Source organism: Vibrio sp. DW001 (genome assembly GCF_029016285.1).
Lineage (GTDB): Bacteria > Pseudomonadota > Gammaproteobacteria > Enterobacterales > Vibrionaceae > Vibrio.
This window is the reverse complement of sequence record NZ_CP091975.1, coordinates 1,589,335-1,608,891: the sequence shown is the minus strand read 5'-3', so window position 1 is coordinate 1,608,891 and position 19,557 is coordinate 1,589,335. Positions and strand designations below refer to the sequence as shown.

Below are 19,557 nucleotides of genomic sequence, written 5' to 3'. Positions count from 1 at the left end.
CAAAGGCTTGAATGGGATTACGCTGGTCATATAATGACAAGCGGAAATGTCATACTGAATTCGTGGATTGTATCGCACATGCAAACTAGTGCTAACATATTGTTAACATTAGATAAGTTGTTGCGGCGCTTTCAAAAACTAAAGCAAAGTCCATAATAATTCTACTGAGGTTACGGGCTGAAGTTCTCCAAGGAAATTGATTAGCATTCCCAATGAAAACCAGCTGATTCGGTTAATGGATGAGCAGGTTACCCGAGGTCGCGTTTTGATACAATCGTCTGACGTGAAGCCGACTCCTCCTCAGACCAGTTAAAATTTTTGTAGTCTATATTATTGCAAACTTAATTGCTCTAACCAATTGATTAATAGCACCTTTACGATAAAAATTAGTGCAAACACTCTAAATCAAATCAAAAGGTGACGTACGACTCAAAAATAGAATGATTCCTATGTAACAAGTTTTTAATCAGTGATTTATTCTCTAAACAAATTCATTTTCATTCATTATTCTCGTGCATTCTATTCTCAGTATGTTCAAAATTTGAAATGAACAGCGGCAAATCTGAGTAATCTCTGAAGTATTCGTCCTTGACGCTGTTTGACTCTATTAATTCGCTGTTTTTGATCTGTTGTTTCAATCGTAAAACCGTCACAATGGGTGATACGTTTTCTTCTCAAGGTTTCATCGTGTCTGCTACTCCTCTCATTCAACTCTGGTTTTTCTCTCTTACCCAACTGGATGACGGCGATAGCCTGACGGAAAACATGAAATGTTGGCTCTCTGAGGATGAGCAGAACAAAGTGGCGCGTTATAGGCAACATGAGTCGAGAACGAAAGCCCTCTATGTTCGTTGTTTACTACGGGCGGTATTGTCACAATACGCCCCTATTGCGCCTGATAAATGGCAATTTAAATATGGGAAAAATGGAAAGCCAACATTGATCACCAACCAACGCACTCATACAGGCATTGAGTTTAATTTAAGCCATAGCGGCGACTATCTGCTCATTGGCGTCGTAATAGCGAACAATGGGACTCTACAACTGGGCGTAGACATTGAACACGCTAGACCGAGTACCAACATTGACCCCATCCTCAATCACTATTTCTCAGCCCAAGAAGCCAGCGATTTATTGACACTGCCACAAAACCAACAAAGACAGCGTTTTTTTGATCTTTGGGTATTAAAAGAGTCGTATATAAAAGCAACAGGGCAAGGACTGGCGAAATCATTGAAGTCGTTTGGATTTGATTTAACGATGACACAAAAAGAATGGCTGCTTATTCAAACAACGAAGTCCGAATCCTCGTTGGGTCAAGAAGAGCAATACAGAGAAGTAGAATTTTACCGAGGAATAACACCCTACTTCATTGAAAACAAGGAAAGCTTGCTCGCTAGCCAACCGAACAATCAACCTAATTGGCAGTCTTGCTTAGGCCGGTTAAATGAACAGTATCGTTTTGCCGTCACGCTCGGTAATGGCACCAAGCCAATGAAACTAAACGCGACATTGATAGACCCAAGTCAACTCCTCTTATCAACAGACAGCCATTGATTAAACTAATCCCCATTCATCATTGATGTCAGAATCGCATTGGGGATAGGTTGCAGCCGCTTTTCTTTATCTAAACAGACCATCTCTATATCACCAATAACGGCCGCTCGGGTTGCTTGAGGACGCCAGATTTCTTGCCGCCACAAGGTTTTGTATTTACCATCTAACTCAAAGGATGTACGAATATCACAAATCTCCGCAAACTCTACGCCATCTTGAAAAATCATATTTGCTTTGTATACCGCAAACCCTAGGCCATGCTCGTTCCACAAAGCCGCCAACTTGTCACTATCGATAACATGCTCGCGTGCACGTTCGAAATACTTCAGGAAGTTAGGATGATAAACCACGCCTGAATGGTCGGTATCTTCATAATATATCTGTACTGGATGATGGTGTATTTTGCTCATTAGTGGCTATGTCTCTCGATTTATTAAGGCTAAGTGCCATTTTGTTATTCTACACGACTGAGAGCTGCACTTTACCTGAGACTCGATTCGAACTTAATAATTATTATGCTGGTCATATGAGTTGTGTGCAGTAGAGCATTAGAAACGTCGATAAAAAGAGCAGGTCAATTGGAATAAATGGCCTGCTCTTCTTTATATGTTACTTATGACGTTTGGGGCATTGACGTTAGATCAATCGCCAATCTCCGTATCTATTTTCCAGTCGCCTCCCAATGACTTATACACACCTACGGTAACCTGTGCGACTTGTAAACGAGCAGCAACCTGTCGGTCTTCAATCACACGCTTTTGTCTCTGAGCATCAAGTACTGAAAGGTGGTCGATAAGGCCAGCATTATAAAGGGACACCGCTTTACTTACTGCCTTTTCAGATGCCTTTAACGCTTGGTCAATTCGATCTTCATTTTCTTGGCTTCTTCCATAGGCAAATAACATTGAATCCACTTCAGTGATAGCAGAGTCAACAGCATATTCATAACCTAGAATCGCAGCGTCAAATCTCGCTTCGTTTAGTTCTACCATGGCTTTACCTCTGCCACCATCAAACACATTCCAACTCACTCCAGCAGAGCCAATCCAACCGACAGAATCACTACTAAACAGGTCGTCAAAACTACTGGCAGAAACACCCGGCGCGCCCGTTAAGAAAAATTTAGGATAACGGTTAGCTATACTGGCTGCGACGTCTTCATTGATCGCCGCCATTTCGCGTTCTGCGATCCTAATATCTGGACGTCGCTGAAGCAGATCTGAAGGTAATCCGACCGGAATAACCCCATTCATATCAGGCAGTGTTTCGCTACTCGCCAACCTAATATCAACCTGAGATAAAGGCTCACCCAATAAGGTTGCGATGCGCCTTTTATGGACCTGTTGAGCGATCTCTAGTTGAGGAATGATGGATTCCATTGCAGCCAATGAGGCTTTAGCATGAACCAAATCGAGCTCGGAACCATAGCCATTACTCACCACTTTCTCGATCAATGCTAAACTCTTTTTCTGGTCCTCAATATTCAACTCTGCGAGATGAATTCGCTCTTGGGCTCCTAGGTACTGTAAATAGTTATGGATGATGTCTGCGGTGATTAACGTGGTTAATCCATCGGCGTATAGACCTGCTTGTTCTACCCGTATTTCGGCGGCATTCGATTGATGGTCAATACGCCCCAAGATATCGAGTTCCCACGTAACACTTGCTCCGAGAAAACCACCATCGTGTTGATTATCAAGCAAAGTGGTGTTGCTCAAACTAGGCGGTAGTGCGTTGGTACTCTCTCCTAATGGCGAGAGTACCGGTCCCGTTAGCGAATCATTTTTACTCAATTGATAGTTGTAATACCCCGCACCAACATTGATGGTTGGTACCTTGAAAGAGTCGACCATCGATTTGTAGCTACTTGCCATTTTAATACGTTGCGCGGCCATTTTTAAGGGCACATTTTGCTGTTGAACATCAGTAACAAGCGCGTTCAAAGTAGAGTCGTTAAACTGGCTCCACCAATGATCTGTTTGCACACTCTCATTACTCTCAACATATAAATAACTTTCAGCCATAGAAACCGTTGGTTCTTTATATTCAGGGCCGACGGCGCAACCTGTTAACATAACAGCCAATGCGATAGGAGCGAACATTGACGACATCTTGCGATAAAATTTAAAATATTTCATTTTATTCCCCTACACTTGTTGAATGTCTAAAACAGAAGGCTCAGGCACCTGACTTTTTGATTCTGCCTTATTTTCTTTGTAAGCCAATTTATATAATGCAGGCATTACAAAAAGCGATAACACGGTTGCAGCGGCCAGACCACCGATGATCGTCGCAGCCATCTGGTCAAACAAGAGGTCACTTAGCAGTGGTATCATGCCGAATGCCGTCGTCAACGCCCCCATAGATATGGCCAATGTACGATTGATTGTTGCTTCTTTAATTGCGTCTGATACCGATCGACCGTTGGCTCGTTCGAGCTCAATTTGATCGATCAACACGATACCGTTTTTGATAATCATACCCATCAAGGTGATCGCACCAATCAACGCCATAAACCCAAACGGTTTGTCAAAACTCAGTAGCGCAAACGTCGCACCAGTTGCGGCCAACGGTATAGTGGACATGATAATAACCGGTTGCTTAAATCCATTGAACATATACACCAGAATAAGTACCATTATTAACAGTGCTTTAGGTAACTGCTTCATGATGTCTGTGACCGCTTTATTCTCATCATAATATTCCCCACCCCACTCCATGCTATAACCTTGCGGTAATTCAATGGCTTCAATTTGTGCAAGCACCGAATTTCGAACGTTGGCGGGTGTTGTAGTACGTTCAACGCCAGCTTGAGCGGTTATCGTTTTTACTCTGTCACGGCGCCATATCATGCTTTCTTCGGTGTTGAGTTCAAACCCATCCACCACCTGTCCAAGCGGAACCGTATGCAGTCCAAGTAGAGATTTCACTGGTAACGTTTCGAGTGATGACATGGTTTGTTTTGACGCGCGTAATTGAATTGGGATCAGCTCGTCATTTAGGTTCATTTGTCCTAACGGCATTCCGTCAGACGCCCTCTTCATTGCAAAAGCAATGTCTGCTCGGTTAATGCCTGAACGACGCGCTTTTTCTTGATTAATGATCGGTTTTAAAACTTTGCTTTGTTGACGCCAGTCATCTCTTACATATTTGGCATCTGGATGCGTTGCCATGATGGTTTTTGCTTGATTCGCCAAATCGTGAAGAACATCGACATCCGGACCAGAAAACCGCGCTTCGACAGAGTATTTGTCTGAGGTGGCTAACTTTAAGCCCCTAAAACGAGGTTCTGCATCAGAAAATTCCGTCAACAACCATTTGTCTCCCCGCTCGACCAGTGTAGAAATTGCTTGGAAATTTCGTACATTTATTAGAACCTGACCATATGCAGGATCCAACGGTTCAGGTTCTACTGTCACAGAAAATCTAGGCACACTTGCACCAATCGAAGAAGAAATACTTTCTACTTCGGGTTGCTCTAACAACCAGTTCTCAATTTTTTTCATATCACTAGACGTCTGCTCTATTTTTGCACCATTTGGTAGCCAATAATCTAGGAACACGATAGGACGATCTGATTGCGGTATAAAATTGATCGCGACATGCGGTATCGCTACGACGGTAACGACGATAAGTGGTATCAAAGCACTCAATGTTTTGACCGGATGGTCGACAGTCCAACCTACCAGTTTTTTGTAATGACTGGTTTTCTTTGCACCGGATTGTTTCGTCGGCTTAATAAAAATCCAACACATCAAAGCGGTAAACGTGACGGCGACTAACCAAGACAGCAATAGCGATGACGCGATAATATAGAATACAGAGCCCGCAAATTCAGCGGCATCCGTTTTGGAAAACAATACCGGGCTAGCGCCCATGATGGCAATGATCGTGGCACCAAGCAGTGGCGTTGCAGTTTCTTTCACTGCCTCTATTGCGGCTTTTGTTCTTTCCATACCCTTATTTAGCTTCGCAATCATCATATCGGTAACCACAATCGCATTATCGACTAACATTCCCAAGGCTAGAATGAAGGTACCTAATGAGACACGGTGTAACGAAATATCAGCGAAATTCATATAAACAAGCGTCAGCAATATGGTTAATAGCAAACTACCGCCAACAATAGCAGCACTCTTAAAGCCCATGAATATCAATAACACGATAAATACGATGCCAACACTTTCGAGAAGATTACCGACAAAGTTATCGATAGATTTCTGCACTTCTGCAGGTTGAAAAGCCACTTTCGTAATCTCAACGCCCAGAGGTAAACTGGCTTGATAGTTGTCAATAATTGATGTGATTGTGCCACCTAATGACACCACATTAATGCCTTGAGCCGGACTCACTGCTAGTGTCACAGATGGTTCACTATTGAATCGGTTTTCTACCAAGGCGGGAGTATGGTATCCCATGGTGACATCAGCAATATCGCCTAAACGAATGAGAGAAGAACCAAGATTACTCACTCCGCCTTTTATGACTAAGTTACGAATATCGTCAAGGGATTGAAACTCACTGCTTTGATGAACCCTAACGCGTTCGTTGCCAACGTCGAACTTGCCCGCTTCGAATGTCATGTTTTGGCTATTCAGTTGACTCCAGACCTGAGCGAGAGAGAGACCATATTGAGAAAGCCGTTCATCTGGCGTATCAATATAAACCGTTCGTGCTTGGACACCATGCAACTCGACTTTTTTTATCCCGGTGACACTTTTTATCTGACGTTGTAACTCTTCCCCATATCTACGCAGTTCTTCAGGGTTAGCGTCGTTGCTATGAATGGCGAAAAGCATGCCATAGACTTCTGAAAATTCATCCTGAACAATACTGATCTGTGCAGTACTTGGGAGCGATAACTTGACGTCGTCGACCTTTCGACGCAGTAAATCCCACTGTTGTGGTAGCGCTTTCGAGTTAAGGCTCTCTTTGATATCCACAAATACCATAGACACACCCGGTCTTGATAACGAACGTAGGCGGTTGAGTTCACCCATTTCTTGAAGCTTGGTTTCTATCGTATCCGTAACTTGTGCCTCTACTTCTTGTGCAGAGGCGCCGGGGTAAAGCGTCACAACGACCGCTGTTTTTACCGTAAAGCTTGGGTCCTCAAGCTTACCTAAATCAAAATATGAATAGAGGCCTGCAACGATGCTTATGACGATAAAGAACATAACAAATGTTCGTTGACGAATAGCAAACTCAGCTAAATTGAACATGATTAATCCTTATTGATTTCTTATGATTAGCTTTTTGGCACTATCACCATCACTAAGGTAATTCGATCCACTCACAACGACATAATCACCACTACCTATTGCACCTGTGACACAGGCTTGATATGCGTCCAATGACGTCAGTTCGACATGTGTTTTAATTACCTGCTCTTCTCGAATCAGATTAACGAACAGACTATCTTTTTGACCAACAACAGCGGAGTAAGGTACGCAGTAGGCACTGTTGGAATCGCCGACTTGCGTCGTCACAGTGACAGACTTTCCAGGAAATACCGACGCACTTGGGTGGTCGATGGCGTATATCACGGAATAGGTTTGCTTTATTAGGTGGGGCACTGGAGCGATTTCAACCACGCGAGCGTTGAGGGGCGCGCTCGACTCATACCAAGATACTGAACCATGTTGGCCTATATTGAAAAGCCCAATCAAGTTTTCAGGCACATCTACTTCAATCTCTAATACATTGTTATTTTGCAATGTGACAATCGAGACACCAGGCAATGCCTGCTCATATTGTTCAAAATCTACGCTTGCTATAACGCCATCAAATGGGGCTCTCAACTCGGTATACTTCAATATATCTTTCGCGCGTTGGATATTTTTGTCTACAACTTTTAAGGCCGAAAGGGAACGTTCGTATCCACTGATTGCACGATCAAGATTCACACGGGCAATAGCATCATCATTCGTTGCTTGCTTTACTCGTTTAAGCTCTGACTTCGCGAGCTTATGGGCTGATTGGGCTTCAAGTTTTCTGGCCTCAAGTTCTTCTAACGTCACCTGATAATCATGAGGGTCGAGGCGCGCGATAACCTGATCTTGTGTTATCGAATCGCCCTTGTTAAACAACATTTGTTCTATGGTTCCAGGGACACGAAAAGCCAAACCGGCTTGTTCATGAGAATGAACCGTACCGTTGAAGGTTTTCGTCATTGATTCATTGGGGTTTTGGAGCTGGACGACTTGCAGGGTTCGTTGCTCAAGTTCGTCATTATCGGCCCCTTGAGTCTGGTTACAACCAGTTAGAAATACGGCGGCTGCCGAGCAGAAAATAAGATGGGTTAGGTTATTCATAAATAGCTCCTTAAGTTGCGAGCTATTCTAGTCATAAATCTAGTGGAGATAATCCATCATCTCCAATTCTTACTGTCACGGATTTTGTGACAATAAAATCTGTTTTGGCACTTCGACTAACAGGTAATCAATCAGTGTTTTGGTTGCGAGGTTGAGTGTTTTCGGCTGGTTGTAAAGTATATAACCATGTTCTTCATTTGCAGATGATTCGCTTAATATTTGGATTAATGTACCATCCGCGATCTTATCTGCCACCAAGATTTTGGGCAAAAATGCAATGCCTCTTCCAGAGATAGCCGCACTTTTCAAAAACGCGACACTGTTAGACACTAACTTTGAATTAACGGTAATACTGGTGTCAGCAAAGTGCCATCTCCGATCGACCTCACCTGTTGGCCATCGTAGACATATTGCCAAATGGTTCAATAAATCTTCCAGTGAAGATGGTCGTCCATGTTTCTCAACATAGCTTGGCGACACAACTAAACACCGATCAAGCTGTAAAAGCTTTCGAGCAACTAAATCCGAATCGATGAGCTCGCCCCCATGGAAAGAAATATCTAGGCCTTGATTGTGCATATCAATAAAGCCGTTATTAATTACCCTTACATCAAGTTCAACATCAGGGTACTGATCAAGAAACCGAAATAAGATTGGCTGAATGATATCGTGCGTCTCTGAGACTAAACCAAGCTTGACCTTGCCTTTGATTGTATCCGCATTATGGATCAAGGCCTGATTAGCGGAATCAATCATCTTGATCGCTTTCAGCAGATCATGATAATAAGACTCACCTTGATTGGTCAGTGATAAGCTGCGCGTAGTACGGTGAAAAAGTGGTGTCCGCAATGCGCCTTCCAGATCATTAATACGACGACTCACATTTGCTCTGGGTAAATCCAACGCATTGGCCGCCGCAGTAAAACTGCCCAACTCAACCACCTTTATAAACAATTTCAGGTCACTTATTTTCAACCACTATTCCTTCTTTTTTTTCGAAAAAAACCATACCCTTTTATTGTTACGCAAAATCACGAATATTGATATGGTCATTGTATGAATAGCCTTTTACCCTTCTGCGCATAAGACAGAAAAATATTGGGCTGGTTATGTACCGCTAACCGTTGAATAGCCGCCAATCTATCATTGCCATATGACCCCATTCATTGAGGTAAAAATAGAAAAGCGCTCCGTTTCAGAAATTACACTAATTGAACTGGTCATCGCTGTCGTCATATTGAGCATTAGAGAGATGGCTTCAGTACTAACTACGAATTCTTCACTCAAGGTTAGGTCTAAAGCGGCAATGAGACCAAGCGTTGCCACGTCGCTGACCTTTTATATAGCTTGAGTACCTTGTAAAACAAGAAAAACTAACCTATTTATTAAATCGGCTAGACAAAAAATAATGAGAAACATCAAAAGGCACACGCGTTTATTATGGATAATTTCGCTTCGACAACGTCAAGATTTTCATTCCGGATTACTGTAGGTGTGATGTTCCTGCTTGCAAGCATCCTCACCGCAACTATCGCTGTCTCGATGCAATACTATTTCAGCTCCAAATTTGCTGAAGAGCGGGCGATAAATCAATATTCCACCGTCGCGGCCGAAGTCAGTCGCCATGTGAATGAACTCGATGCGAGAATGACACACACCACAGAGTTATTGTCTAATTTAGTGGGGCAAATGGATCGTAATTCAACGGATTGGATGAGTATATTTTCTATCGCCCTTAAGGCTAATAACGAGATCTATAGTATCTACGTAGGCCGGCCAGACGATAATTTTTATCAACTGATCAATTTACAATCCTCCGAACAAGTTCGTCTTAGAATTGGCGCGAAACCTAAGGATCGTTGGGTTGTCATAATGGTCGCAGGTGAAGGCCAAAATCGTATAAAAAAAACAATTTACTTGAATGACCAATTTAGAATACGAGAGATCAAACCGGAAATAAGCAACTACTTTCCTACTCAGCGTCCTTGGTACAACAACTCATCCACAACTCAAGTTAAAAAAACCGACCCTTATTTATTTCAAATTTTGAAAATACCGGGACAAACTTTTTCCGTAAAAGTGGGCGCTACTGGCGCAGTTGTCGGTGTCGATGTTCTATTGTCGACATTGTCTGGTAAGTTGCGTTCTGCTCTGGATGGGTACAATACTGAAGCCTTCTTATTTCGTCCGACTGGCGAGATTTTAGCGAGTAATGCCATCGTTAAAAATGAATCACCATTACCAGTATTGGATCCAATTCAATTCTCTCCACAAGAACAACTTTTAATAGATAACACGCTCTCTCTAAAAGTGTCCAATCAGAACGCATGGGGGCCAATAGACTATTCTGTTTCAGGAGAACCAAAAGGGTATGCCATTGACTTACTTACCACTATTTCTCAGCTCACCGGACTTAAGTTCGAGTTTATCAACGGGTTCAACTGGAATGAGCTAGTTGACCTTTTTAACAACGGTTCTCTCGATGTTTTACACTCTTTGCAAAACAACCCCAATGGCTATGTCAAAGGCGTTTACAGTGACCCTATCTACTCATTACCTTTTGGTGTTTTAGTTCCCATTGGTCGTGACAAGTTTGACGACTTATCTGCATTGTCTGAGCAGAGGGTTGCGATTTTGTCCGGTTGGTCGATCATTCCAAAGCTTAAGAATGATTTTCCCACCATCAAGCTTATTGAAGTAAACGAACTTGTTGACGCTGTCCGTATGTTAGAAAATGGAAAGGTTGATGCGGTCATTGATAGCGCTGCAATATTACGTCAGGCAAAAAAACAGTACTTCATCCAAAATGTCAAAATATTAACGAACATCACGCCATTTGATCAACACTACAATTCCGATTTCCATATAGTGGTTCAACCAGAAAATTCGGCACTAATCGATATTATCAATAAAGCAATCGGTCGTATTACACCCGAGCAAAAAAAGACGCTTTATAAAAAATGGTTGCAACCATTGCAAGTAAACACTGTCGTCAACGATAGAGTCATCCCCTATGATGAGCTTTACAATTTGATCAACGATGAAGCATCCTACGGGAAGTTAGTCATGCGCGACATAGACGGTGTTGAACGATATTTTTACGTTCAACCCGTCAACTATCAGGGTCATCAAGAGTACTTTGCTATCACCATCCCAAAATCGGCCGTCCTTGAACTCGTTTTTGAACGCATTAAAAAAACCATTATGATCACAGGGGGTTTACTGTGTCTTTTATTACCTATCATTTGGATCATGGGATCGCCAATCGTTCACCCCATTAGGCAATTAAGAGCGGAAACACTCAAAATTAATCAGAGAAAATACAAGAACGTTCAGTTAATCAATACCCGAATAAAGGAGGTTTGGGAGTTATCTGAATCTATCTATGATATGGCTGAGCACCTTCATCAACATGAGAAACAGCAAGAAGAGTTCATCGAGTCTTTTATTCGTCTAATCGCTCAGGCTATCGATGACAAATCACCCTACACCGCAGGTCATTGCAACCGAGTACCCGTTATAGGGATGATGTTAGCAGAAGCCGCAGAGCAGAGTGACCGAGAAGCCTTTAAGGCATTCAGATTCGCGAATGACCAAGAAAAAAGGGAGTTCAGAATTGCAGCATGGTTGCATGATTGTGGGAAGATCACGCAACCAGAACATATCGTGGACAAGGGAACAAAACTAGAAACGAACTACAATCGTATTCACGAAATTCGTACCCGTTTTGAGGTACTGTGGCGCGATGCGCAGATCGATTACTTGAACCATAAGTTACGTCAAGATATCTCAGAGCAACAAGCGAAAGCAGAATTAGAAAATCGACTGAAAGAGTTACAGGAGGACTTTGAGTTCATTGCACATATAAATGTTGGAGGCGAGTTCACTAGCCCAGATAAAGTAGAGCGCGTAAAACGTATTGCCAATCAACATTGGCTTAGACATTTTGATAACTCTTTGGGTCTATCAAATGTTGAGGAATGGCGCAAAGAACCCGTTAAACATGACTTACCCGTTGTTGAAAATTTACTCGCAGATAAGCCTGAGCACATCATACCTCGAACACACGATGTCGATATTGATGCCAAGTTCAACATCAAAATGGATGTCCCTGAACACCTTTATAATCTGGGCGAGATCTACAATTTGTCCATATCGAAAGGAACATTAACCGCAGAGGATCGCTACAAAATTAATGAACATATGATCAGCGGCATAAAAATGTTAGAAAGTCTGCCCTTCCCAGATGAATTAAAAAAAGTACCTCAATATGCGACAACTCACCACGAAACACTGAAAGGAACCGGATACCCACGCAAATTGGAAGCGGAAGACCTCTCCGTTTTAGAGCGTATATTGGTCGTTGCAGACATTTTCGAGGCGCTCACCGCCGCGGATAGACCTTACAAAAAGGCCAAACCGATGAGTGTGGCCATCGATATTATGTATAAGATGGCGCTGGATGAGCATATCGACATGCAGCTGTTTCTATTATTCTTAGAAAGTGGCATCTACCTGCGTTATGCCGATGAATATTTGGACAAAGAGCAGAATGTGCCCGTTGATATCAGCTTTTATCTAGATGCTCAATCGGGAAACTAACTCCGTTCTAATGACCATACGAGAACGATGGCGAAGCAGGCTATCCCTCACGCGCCGCCAATATGCATTGCTGTCTTAACCATCGGTGAGTCGGTTCATTGGTACGCGAAGGATGCCAATACATACTCACTGATATCTGTGTTGGCAGAAAATCCGCTTGCAGCATTTTCAATCCAAAAGAAGCGCAATACTGCTTCGCTAAATGACCCGGCAAGATACCTATACACTCACTTCCAGCGATTAACGGCAACATATCCATGATACCACTAGCTTGCCATGCGACATCCCGTTCAGACAAACCTGCTATACCTTTATCGCCTAAATAGCCTGCTTTTTGCTCCGGTTGTGAGTGAATGACATGCTTCTCTTCAAGATAGCGACCCAACGTAAGTTGGCCATCAGCAAACCGTGGATGCCCTACTCGACTCACGACGACTAAGCTATCTTGCATAATCTCTTCCGAGCGTAAATGCGGGAAGCGATTTGAGTCAGCCTCAATGAGTAAATCACATTGATGAGACCGCAACAGACTATTCATATCTTGACCAAACAGAGGTTCAGTTTTGATTGACACTAAAGGTGCTTGGTCAAATATCCGTTTAACCAATTGTGGGAACAGCGTAAAACTGAGTACGCTCAATGCTGCAATGGTAAACTGACGTTGATAATGAATCGGGTTAAAGTGACGTTGCTCAGGAAGCATGTTAGCGATACTTTCTACCGAGTTAGACAAGGCCGGATATATATCCAATGCATAAGGTGTAGGCTTCACTCCATGGCTACACCGAATAAACAAGTTATCCTTATAAATATCTCGTAAACGGTTAACGCTTTGGCTAACGGCCGACTGACTAATACCTAAACGCTTGGCGGCTTTGCTGTAGTTTCGTTCTTCTACAATCGCGACAAAGATCGGAAAACACTTTACTATCGCGTTTAACTTCTCTGATACCGAAGAAACGCATGCACTAGAAGTTCATCGCAGTGTCGCAGAGTCGCAGAGTTCCACGAAAACTTCATTGGGCACGCAAAAGCAACCTTGAACCTGACTAAACCGGTATTCCTAGGTTTACTCGTTGGTAAAGTTGACTTTGCTGAAGCGGTTGAAGCAGGCTACATCACGTTAGATGGTGATGCAGCAACCGTCCCAGCCTTCTTTGGATTGCTAAACAAGCCGGCTGAGAATCCAAAAGTTACGCTACGTTGATCCTGTTAAGGCTGTGTGCTATAGAAGCGTGTCCTCTCCTCTGGGCGCATCTTTTACTTTTAAGGCACACTTTTTATACCATGCTTTATCCAAATATGTAGAAACCGACCAATGAAAAAGCACCTATTCCTATCATTTTTACTTATTCCAATGACTAGCCTTGCTTATGGTCATGATGTCCATTTATCGTCGCCTGCAATGCACAATAAAGACACAATAATTACGGCGTTAGAGCAGTCGAAAGGAAAACAACCTAGGCTATTTGACTTAAAAAACGCAAAAAGCAAAGACAGTATTTACAATCACAAAGACAACCATAACCATAACCATAACCATCGTCACGCGCCGACGACATTAGTCGACAAGAGTGGTTAATGGATTTGAACTAAAACAAATGGAAATCTGGTAAGCACAACGAATCTGACTACATACCACTCTAATTGTCACGTTTTATACAACAGTGAGTCTTCACACTAACCCGTTACCTGATCACATTTCAATAGTAAAATAGACGCAGACGACACAACCTTTGATGACCATTTCCATGAAACCAATGTCCATTATCCTGCTACTGTTGGCATTACTTAACGGGTGTAGTTCAAAAGGCATGATTACCAATCAATCAGCAGGACTCGCTCAGAAATCTTCTTACTCGCTTTCAGAGACATCACAGCAACAAGATTCTAATACTGCCGTCCTGATCACTTTCTCTGGTGGCGGAACTCGCGCAGCGGCGCTTTCATATGGCGTATTGAAAGGGCTTAGCGAGATAAACTATAACTCCCCTCAGGGAAATAGTAGCTTGCTAGAACAAGTTATGGCGATCAGTTCTGTTTCTGGAGGAAGTTTTACCGCGGCCTATTACGGATTATACGGTGATCAGATATTTGATACGTATGAAGAGGCGTTTCTTTACCGCGATATCTCTAGTGGGCTTTTAGACATATTAGTGAGTCCAAAATATATCTTTTCCCATCAGACTCGGACGCAAGCGGCAGCGAACTTCTACAATGAATCCCTATTTAAAGATCAAACATTTGCAGACATGCGTGAAGATGGCCCTTTAATCATCATTAATGCTAGTGACTTAGGTGGTGGCGTCCGCTTTTCATTTTTACAGGAATACTTTGATTTAGTCTGTTCAGATATCGATCAATACCCTGTTTCCGATGCTGTGGCCGCATCTTCTGCTGTACCCATTATTTTTGAGCCCGTTGTACTGAAAAACTTTGAGCAATGTGATAGGCCAACATTCGCCGATATGAATGACAGTTATTCTCCGCATGTACAAAACACGTTAAAGGGCTTAGACAGTTATGCGGATAAAAAGAGACGGCCTTACGTTCATTTAGTCGACGGCGGAATTACCGACAACCTAGGGTTACTCGCCTTTTATGACATCACACAAAGCAACCTCTCATTTTTCAAGAAACTAGACAGCAATGTCGACACCATCGTTATCATTGCCGTTGACGCATCGACTCAACCAAAAACAGGAATTGATGGCACAATTGATACCCCGTCAGCATCGACTACAATCAATGCGGTAACAGACATACAGCTTCATCGGTACAATGACATGTCAAAACAATTAATCATTGAAAAATTGGACCAATGGTCAAAAAATAGTGACGGGCGAAAAACGCTATTTTTAGATATAAACCTTACTAACTCAACAGAAGCCGAATCTATGAACACTATTCCAACAGATTTTAAATTAGATAAAAATCAGGTAGATGCCCTCATTAAGTATGGATATGACGAAATAAAAAACAGCCCATCAATCAATAGGATTTAAGGACAGATCATGAACTACATAGAAAATGTATTGCACATAGAATCTTTTCTCGCGGTAACGTTAGGCATCATCGTTTTATTCATTGGCCGCCGACTCACTCAATCCATTCGCATCCTTAAGGAATTTAGCATTCCTGAACCTGTATCCGGTGGCATTTTGGTCTCTGTGTTGTTGGCGGTTTTGTACTACATAACAGAAATAGATGTTCAATTTGATTTGGCTACGCGTGACTTGCTGCTCGTTTATTTTTTTACCACCATTGGTATCAATGCAAGCCTAAATGATCTGTTTAAAGGGGGAAAGCCTCTACTTATACTGCTATCAATCACGATTGGATATATGTTTATCCAAAACCTTACCGGTATAGGCATCGCTACATGGTTGGGACAAGATAAAGCCGTGGGCTTACTAAGTGGTACTGTGTCCTTGATTGGTGGTCACGGAACTGCGATCGCTTGGTCTCCCAAAATAGCACAGCAATTTGGACTTGATAACGCGATAGAAATTGGTATTGCTAGTGCGACATTTGGCCTAATACTTGCGAGTATAATGGGAGGGCCGATTGCTAAATACCTAATAAATAAACACAACTTAATGCCAGAAAAATTCGAGAAAATGGATGTTGGCGCAGCGATAGATAAACCACAACCATCAATAAACGCTTATGATTTCCTTGATGCTGTTTTAGCGATTCATGTTTGTATCATTCTTGGTGCTATTTTAAATGAGGGAGTGGGAACGTTGGGCCTTGAACTGCCTCTTTTTGTCACCTGCCTATTTGCTGGCATATTAATTTCTAACTTAGTTCCCGCTTCCTATCCAAGAATTACAGGTACTCGCTGGCCAGCCGGAAAACCCTCTATTGCGTTGATTGCAGATATTGCACTGGGCGCCTTTCTTGCGATGTCATTAATGAGTATGCAGTTGTGGGCAATGGTAGACCTTGCTGGGCCTATATTTATGATTCTTGGGGCCCAATTTATTATCGCCATTTGTGTCACAATTTTCGTTGTTTTTCCAGTCATGGGCAGAAACTATGACGCTGCGGTTATATGCGCAGGCTTCAGTGGCATTTCGTTAGGTTCTACCCCGACGGCAATGGCTAATATGTCTGCTGTCGCCCAAAAGTATGGTAATTCTCACCAAGCTTTTATCATAGTCCCTTTGGTTTGTGCATTTTTCATAGACCTTGCGAACGCACTAATCATTCCCTACTTTCTGAACTGGATAAGTTAGTTTAGGTGTTTAGAACGGTATTAGTCTGTATCCGTACGTGCAGATAATTTTTATAGGGCAATGAGGAGCTAACCGTATATATCTCGACCTTGAAGTCACCATTAGGTGTGGCTTCAAGGTGAGAGTCTGTTGGTCTTTCGTGGCTTAATTGTGTTCGAGATAAAGGCGTTTGAGTTCATCAGAGGTTATTGAGGTATAAATAAGCGCGCTTGGTTTCGATAACACCGGTATAACGCCCCATATCGTCAATAACGACCCAAGGAAAGTCATATCCATTATTTATTTTCTCATGAACTTCCCCACTAACAATCGTCTCGTGAACTGTTACCATTTTACGAATCATGATCGTCTCCACTTTTTTATGTAAAGAACTGAGATCAGAGGATGTTTCAGTGGGAAAACCTAATGATGGCGTTATATGGAGATTATACGTGGCAATATCGATGTAACCGACACAGATCGAATCGCTAACAATCGGTACAATCGAAAAATCCGTATTATCGAAAATCATTTTGATATCTTGCAGGCTACTTCCAGGTTCCAAAGACGGCAATAACTGAACCAACTCAAATCGACTTTGATTAGTCGATAAGCTCGAAAGTTCTTTCAATTTATTCAGATAGAAAGCTGGTGATTCAATATTACTCAATGATTTTGGTTTAGAAAAATAAAAGCCCTGTAATAGGTCGACCCCAAGGCTTTTCAAAAGCACAACTTCTTGAATCGTTTCTACTCCTTCAGCCACGACTTCGACATCTAGTGTATGGGCCAAATTTGTAATCATTTTCACAATATGAAAATTCGCTGACCCTACCGTAATATTTTTTACAAATTCTCGATCAATTTTCAGAATATCAAAATTACTATCTTTCAAATAGGTGAACGACGAGAACCCGGTACCAAAATCATCGATCGCAATTTTTACGCCTCTTGTTCTGATAGCAGTCAGGACCATAGAATCAATTTCTTCGCTGTCAAAGTAAGCGCTCTCCGTCAATTCGACCGTTAAATACGGTAGATCTGACACATATCTGTCGAACAATTTATTGAGATCTTCGAAAATCAATTTACTCGGTTTTTCCGTATTTAGGGATATATTGATGGTTACTTCAATGTCCCTACCATAAAGCAGTATTAAGTTTTGTCTTTTCTGAATTGCTTTTTCTGCTACCACCAAATCAAGCCGATCAACAAGGTTGAGTTCTTCCGCAATTCGAACCATTTCTTGCGTATTTAACAATGAACCATTTTGATCCCTAAATCGGCATAGCGCTTCAAACTTCCCCACCTGCCAGTTATCTGAATTGATGATTGGTTGGAAGTAAACTTCAACACTTTTTGACTGAATGGCATTAACCACAATTTTTTCTGATCGTTGCCGTTTCTTAACCTTGTCATGCAACTTATCACTATAGAAACACACTTTACTCAGTCTATTATTACTGTGTTTTTCACGCATCGCATGTAGAGAGTGAGGTATTAAATCATGAGGATCGTGGGTATCAAGTCCAAGGACGGAAACGCCAAGCACAGAATCAGTAATCAATTGATAGACAACGTCATCTACTTCTTGTCTTATTTGATACAGTTTTTCTTTTATTGCCTGCAAGATAGACAGAGATAAAGGTTTATTTTGTGTTTGGCAAAACGTTATCGCAATCATAAATACACTGCCATACAAATACCCCGACAAGGTATTGTCACATCGATAGGAAAGTACAGACGCGATTTCTCTTTTTTGCTCCAATATATTATCGATACCAAATTTTGGCTCGAAGCTTAGAACCATCAAACCATTTGTCACATCCATCTTGAGATAATATTCATATAATCGGAATGCAAAATCGTCATCACAAGGAAGCTGCGTGAGTAATTCGATACCGCCGTACTCTCTGCCTGCAATTCGATACAAAGAATTTGATAAATCTCGACACATTCCTATGTAATAGATGTTCTCTTGAATCGACGTTATTCGTTGAATCGTCAGCTCTTGAGGAATGGCTAACCCATCTTTTCGCTTGCTTAAAATTAACCCAACCCAGAAGCCTTCTGTATTGATTTTCTCCCACATATCAACAAAATACAGATCACCATGTTTATTCGCATTAAAAATACGGGTCTCTTTGCCAATCAGTTCCATCAACGAATATTGTGTTGAGGCTTCAAACTCTTCATTGCACGCGACAATAGCGGTACTTTCATCCGTCAATACCATTCCATGGTGTTGATTTTCAAAAATTTGTTCAAAGAATGAGGAAAATTCGCCGAAATGAGAGGAAGTAAACAAAGGAAGAATTTCACCACTAATGGTACCGATGTCAGATAGCTTTGCGGAGAGTAAGCAATAGCTAAGACAACCTCCCATGGTGGTAAAACATATTCGAATTGGCTTAATTTGTTCACCAATCGTCATCTCTTTTACCAGACCACCTAGACGTCTTAAATCTCGCTGACTTTTTATGGACAATATATGGACAAAATCATCAATAGTTGACACTGTTTGCTCTAAATGTAGACGCTTTTTCAGCAACTCAGACTCAATACAGAAGTAACTTTCATCAATTTTCCATTGCCATTTAATAGACAACAACTCTGAATTAGCATGTTGGAATATTGGCGTTACTTTATTTGAATTATTATTCACGGATAAAATCAACTTTACCTTTATTTATTTTATACATATGAATATCAGCTTGCTGTATTCAACTTAAACACTTCATCGTCAAGGGTTACACTTCAATGGCATCGTATAATTCAACTCACAACCCGACAGTTAACCGCCCATTATGTCTACTAACAATAAGGTGTTGTTGTGAGATAAACGCATAAAATTTGTCCATATA

Annotated in this window: 14 protein-coding genes; 6 read left to right on the top strand and 8 right to left on the bottom strand. The window is 41.8% G+C overall.

Going from position 1 to position 19,557, the window contains the following annotated elements; all coding sequences use genetic code 11:
- Positions 1–687: 687 nt before the first annotated feature.
- On the top strand, positions 688–1,557 hold the full coding sequence (locus L3V77_RS07555) for a 4'-phosphopantetheinyl transferase superfamily protein (RefSeq protein ID WP_275136454.1): 870 nt from the start codon (positions 688–690) through the stop codon (positions 1,555–1,557).
- A 5-nt stretch (positions 1,558–1,562) separates the two neighbouring features.
- Here the strand turns inward: L3V77_RS07555 and L3V77_RS07550 are convergent, their stop codons facing one another.
- From L3V77_RS07550 to L3V77_RS07525, 6 genes are all read right to left on the bottom strand, one after another.
- Positions 1,563–1,967: a thioesterase family protein gene (locus L3V77_RS07550; RefSeq protein WP_275136453.1), complete on the bottom strand. Its 405-nt coding sequence runs from the start codon at positions 1,965–1,967 to the stop codon at positions 1,563–1,565.
- Between the two features lie 231 nt (positions 1,968–2,198).
- Positions 2,199–3,695 carry an efflux transporter outer membrane subunit gene (locus L3V77_RS07545; RefSeq protein ID WP_275136452.1) on the bottom strand — a complete coding sequence of 499 codons (1,497 nt, stop codon included), beginning with the start codon at positions 3,693–3,695 and terminating at the stop codon, positions 2,199–2,201.
- A 9-nt stretch (positions 3,696–3,704) separates the two neighbouring features.
- The gene (locus tag L3V77_RS07540) at positions 3,705–6,779 is read right to left on the bottom strand and encodes an efflux RND transporter permease subunit (RefSeq protein ID WP_275136451.1); all 3,075 of its coding nucleotides are present in this window, start codon (positions 6,777–6,779) and stop codon (positions 3,705–3,707) included.
- A gap of 9 nt (positions 6,780–6,788) precedes the next feature.
- Positions 6,789–7,871 carry an efflux RND transporter periplasmic adaptor subunit gene (locus L3V77_RS07535; RefSeq protein ID WP_275136450.1) on the bottom strand — a complete coding sequence of 361 codons (1,083 nt, stop codon included), beginning with the start codon at positions 7,869–7,871 and terminating at the stop codon, positions 6,789–6,791.
- Positions 7,872–7,946: 75 nt separating this feature from the next.
- Positions 7,947–8,846: a LysR family transcriptional regulator gene (locus L3V77_RS07530; protein ID WP_275136449.1), complete on the bottom strand. Its 900-nt coding sequence runs from the start codon at positions 8,844–8,846 to the stop codon at positions 7,947–7,949.
- Positions 8,847–9,014: 168 nt separating this feature from the next.
- A complete protein-coding gene (locus L3V77_RS07525; protein WP_275136448.1) occupies positions 9,015–9,197 on the bottom strand; it encodes a hypothetical protein in 183 nt (60 codons plus the stop codon).
- 114 nt (positions 9,198–9,311) lie between these two features.
- Here L3V77_RS07525 and L3V77_RS07520 point away from each other — a divergent pair, with 114 nt between their 5' ends.
- Entirely contained in the window at positions 9,312–12,473 is a 3,162-nt protein-coding gene (locus L3V77_RS07520) for an HD domain-containing phosphohydrolase (RefSeq protein WP_275136447.1), read from the top strand.
- A gap of 40 nt (positions 12,474–12,513) precedes the next feature.
- On the opposite strand, the gene L3V77_RS07515 is transcribed toward L3V77_RS07520, so the two are convergent.
- Positions 12,514–13,374 carry a LysR substrate-binding domain-containing protein gene (locus L3V77_RS07515; protein ID WP_275136715.1) on the bottom strand — a complete coding sequence of 287 codons (861 nt, stop codon included), beginning with the start codon at positions 13,372–13,374 and terminating at the stop codon, positions 12,514–12,516.
- Positions 13,375–13,512: 138 nt separating this feature from the next.
- On the opposite strand from L3V77_RS07515, the gene L3V77_RS07510 reads away from it, so the two are divergent.
- From L3V77_RS07510 to gltS, 4 genes are all read left to right on the top strand, one after another.
- The gene (locus tag L3V77_RS07510) at positions 13,513–13,680 is read left to right on the top strand and encodes a hypothetical protein (protein WP_275136446.1); all 168 of its coding nucleotides are present in this window, start codon (positions 13,513–13,515) and stop codon (positions 13,678–13,680) included.
- A 111-nt stretch (positions 13,681–13,791) separates the two neighbouring features.
- Positions 13,792–14,055, top strand: a complete 264-nt coding sequence (locus L3V77_RS07505; protein ID WP_275136445.1) for a hypothetical protein — start codon at positions 13,792–13,794, stop codon at positions 14,053–14,055.
- Between the two features lie 169 nt (positions 14,056–14,224).
- The gene (locus L3V77_RS07500; RefSeq protein ID WP_275136444.1) at positions 14,225–15,478 is read left to right on the top strand and encodes a patatin-like phospholipase family protein; all 1,254 of its coding nucleotides are present in this window, start codon (positions 14,225–14,227) and stop codon (positions 15,476–15,478) included.
- A gap of 9 nt (positions 15,479–15,487) precedes the next feature.
- Positions 15,488–16,714: a sodium/glutamate symporter gene (gene gltS, locus L3V77_RS07495; protein ID WP_275136443.1), complete on the top strand. Its 1,227-nt coding sequence runs from the start codon at positions 15,488–15,490 to the stop codon at positions 16,712–16,714.
- A 178-nt stretch (positions 16,715–16,892) separates the two neighbouring features.
- On the opposite strand, the gene L3V77_RS07490 is transcribed toward gltS, so the two are convergent.
- Positions 16,893–19,358 carry an EAL domain-containing protein gene (locus tag L3V77_RS07490; protein WP_275136442.1) on the bottom strand — a complete coding sequence of 822 codons (2,466 nt, stop codon included), beginning with the start codon at positions 19,356–19,358 and terminating at the stop codon, positions 16,893–16,895.
- Between the last annotated feature and the right edge of the window lie 199 nt (positions 19,359–19,557).

Bases quoted from the DNA above. Each gene is read 5' to 3' on its own strand.
- L3V77_RS07540 (WP_275136451.1), bottom strand. From the start codon at position 6,779: ATGTTCAATTTAGCTGAGTTTGCTATTCGTCAACGAACATTTGTTATG.
- L3V77_RS07550 (WP_275136453.1), bottom strand. From the start codon at position 1,967: ATGAGCAAAATACACCATCATCCAGTACAGATATATTATGAAGATACC.
- L3V77_RS07500 (WP_275136444.1), top strand. From the start codon at position 14,225: ATGAAACCAATGTCCATTATCCTGCTACTGTTGGCATTACTTAACGGG.
- L3V77_RS07505 (WP_275136445.1), top strand. From the start codon at position 13,792: ATGAAAAAGCACCTATTCCTATCATTTTTACTTATTCCAATGACTAGC.
- L3V77_RS07545 (WP_275136452.1), bottom strand. From the start codon at position 3,695: ATGAAATATTTTAAATTTTATCGCAAGATGTCGTCAATGTTCGCTCCT.
- gltS (WP_275136443.1), top strand. From the start codon at position 15,488: ATGAACTACATAGAAAATGTATTGCACATAGAATCTTTTCTCGCGGTA.
- L3V77_RS07535 (WP_275136450.1), bottom strand. From the start codon at position 7,871: ATGAATAACCTAACCCATCTTATTTTCTGCTCGGCAGCCGCCGTATTT.
- L3V77_RS07520 (WP_275136447.1), top strand. From the start codon at position 9,312: ATGGATAATTTCGCTTCGACAACGTCAAGATTTTCATTCCGGATTACT.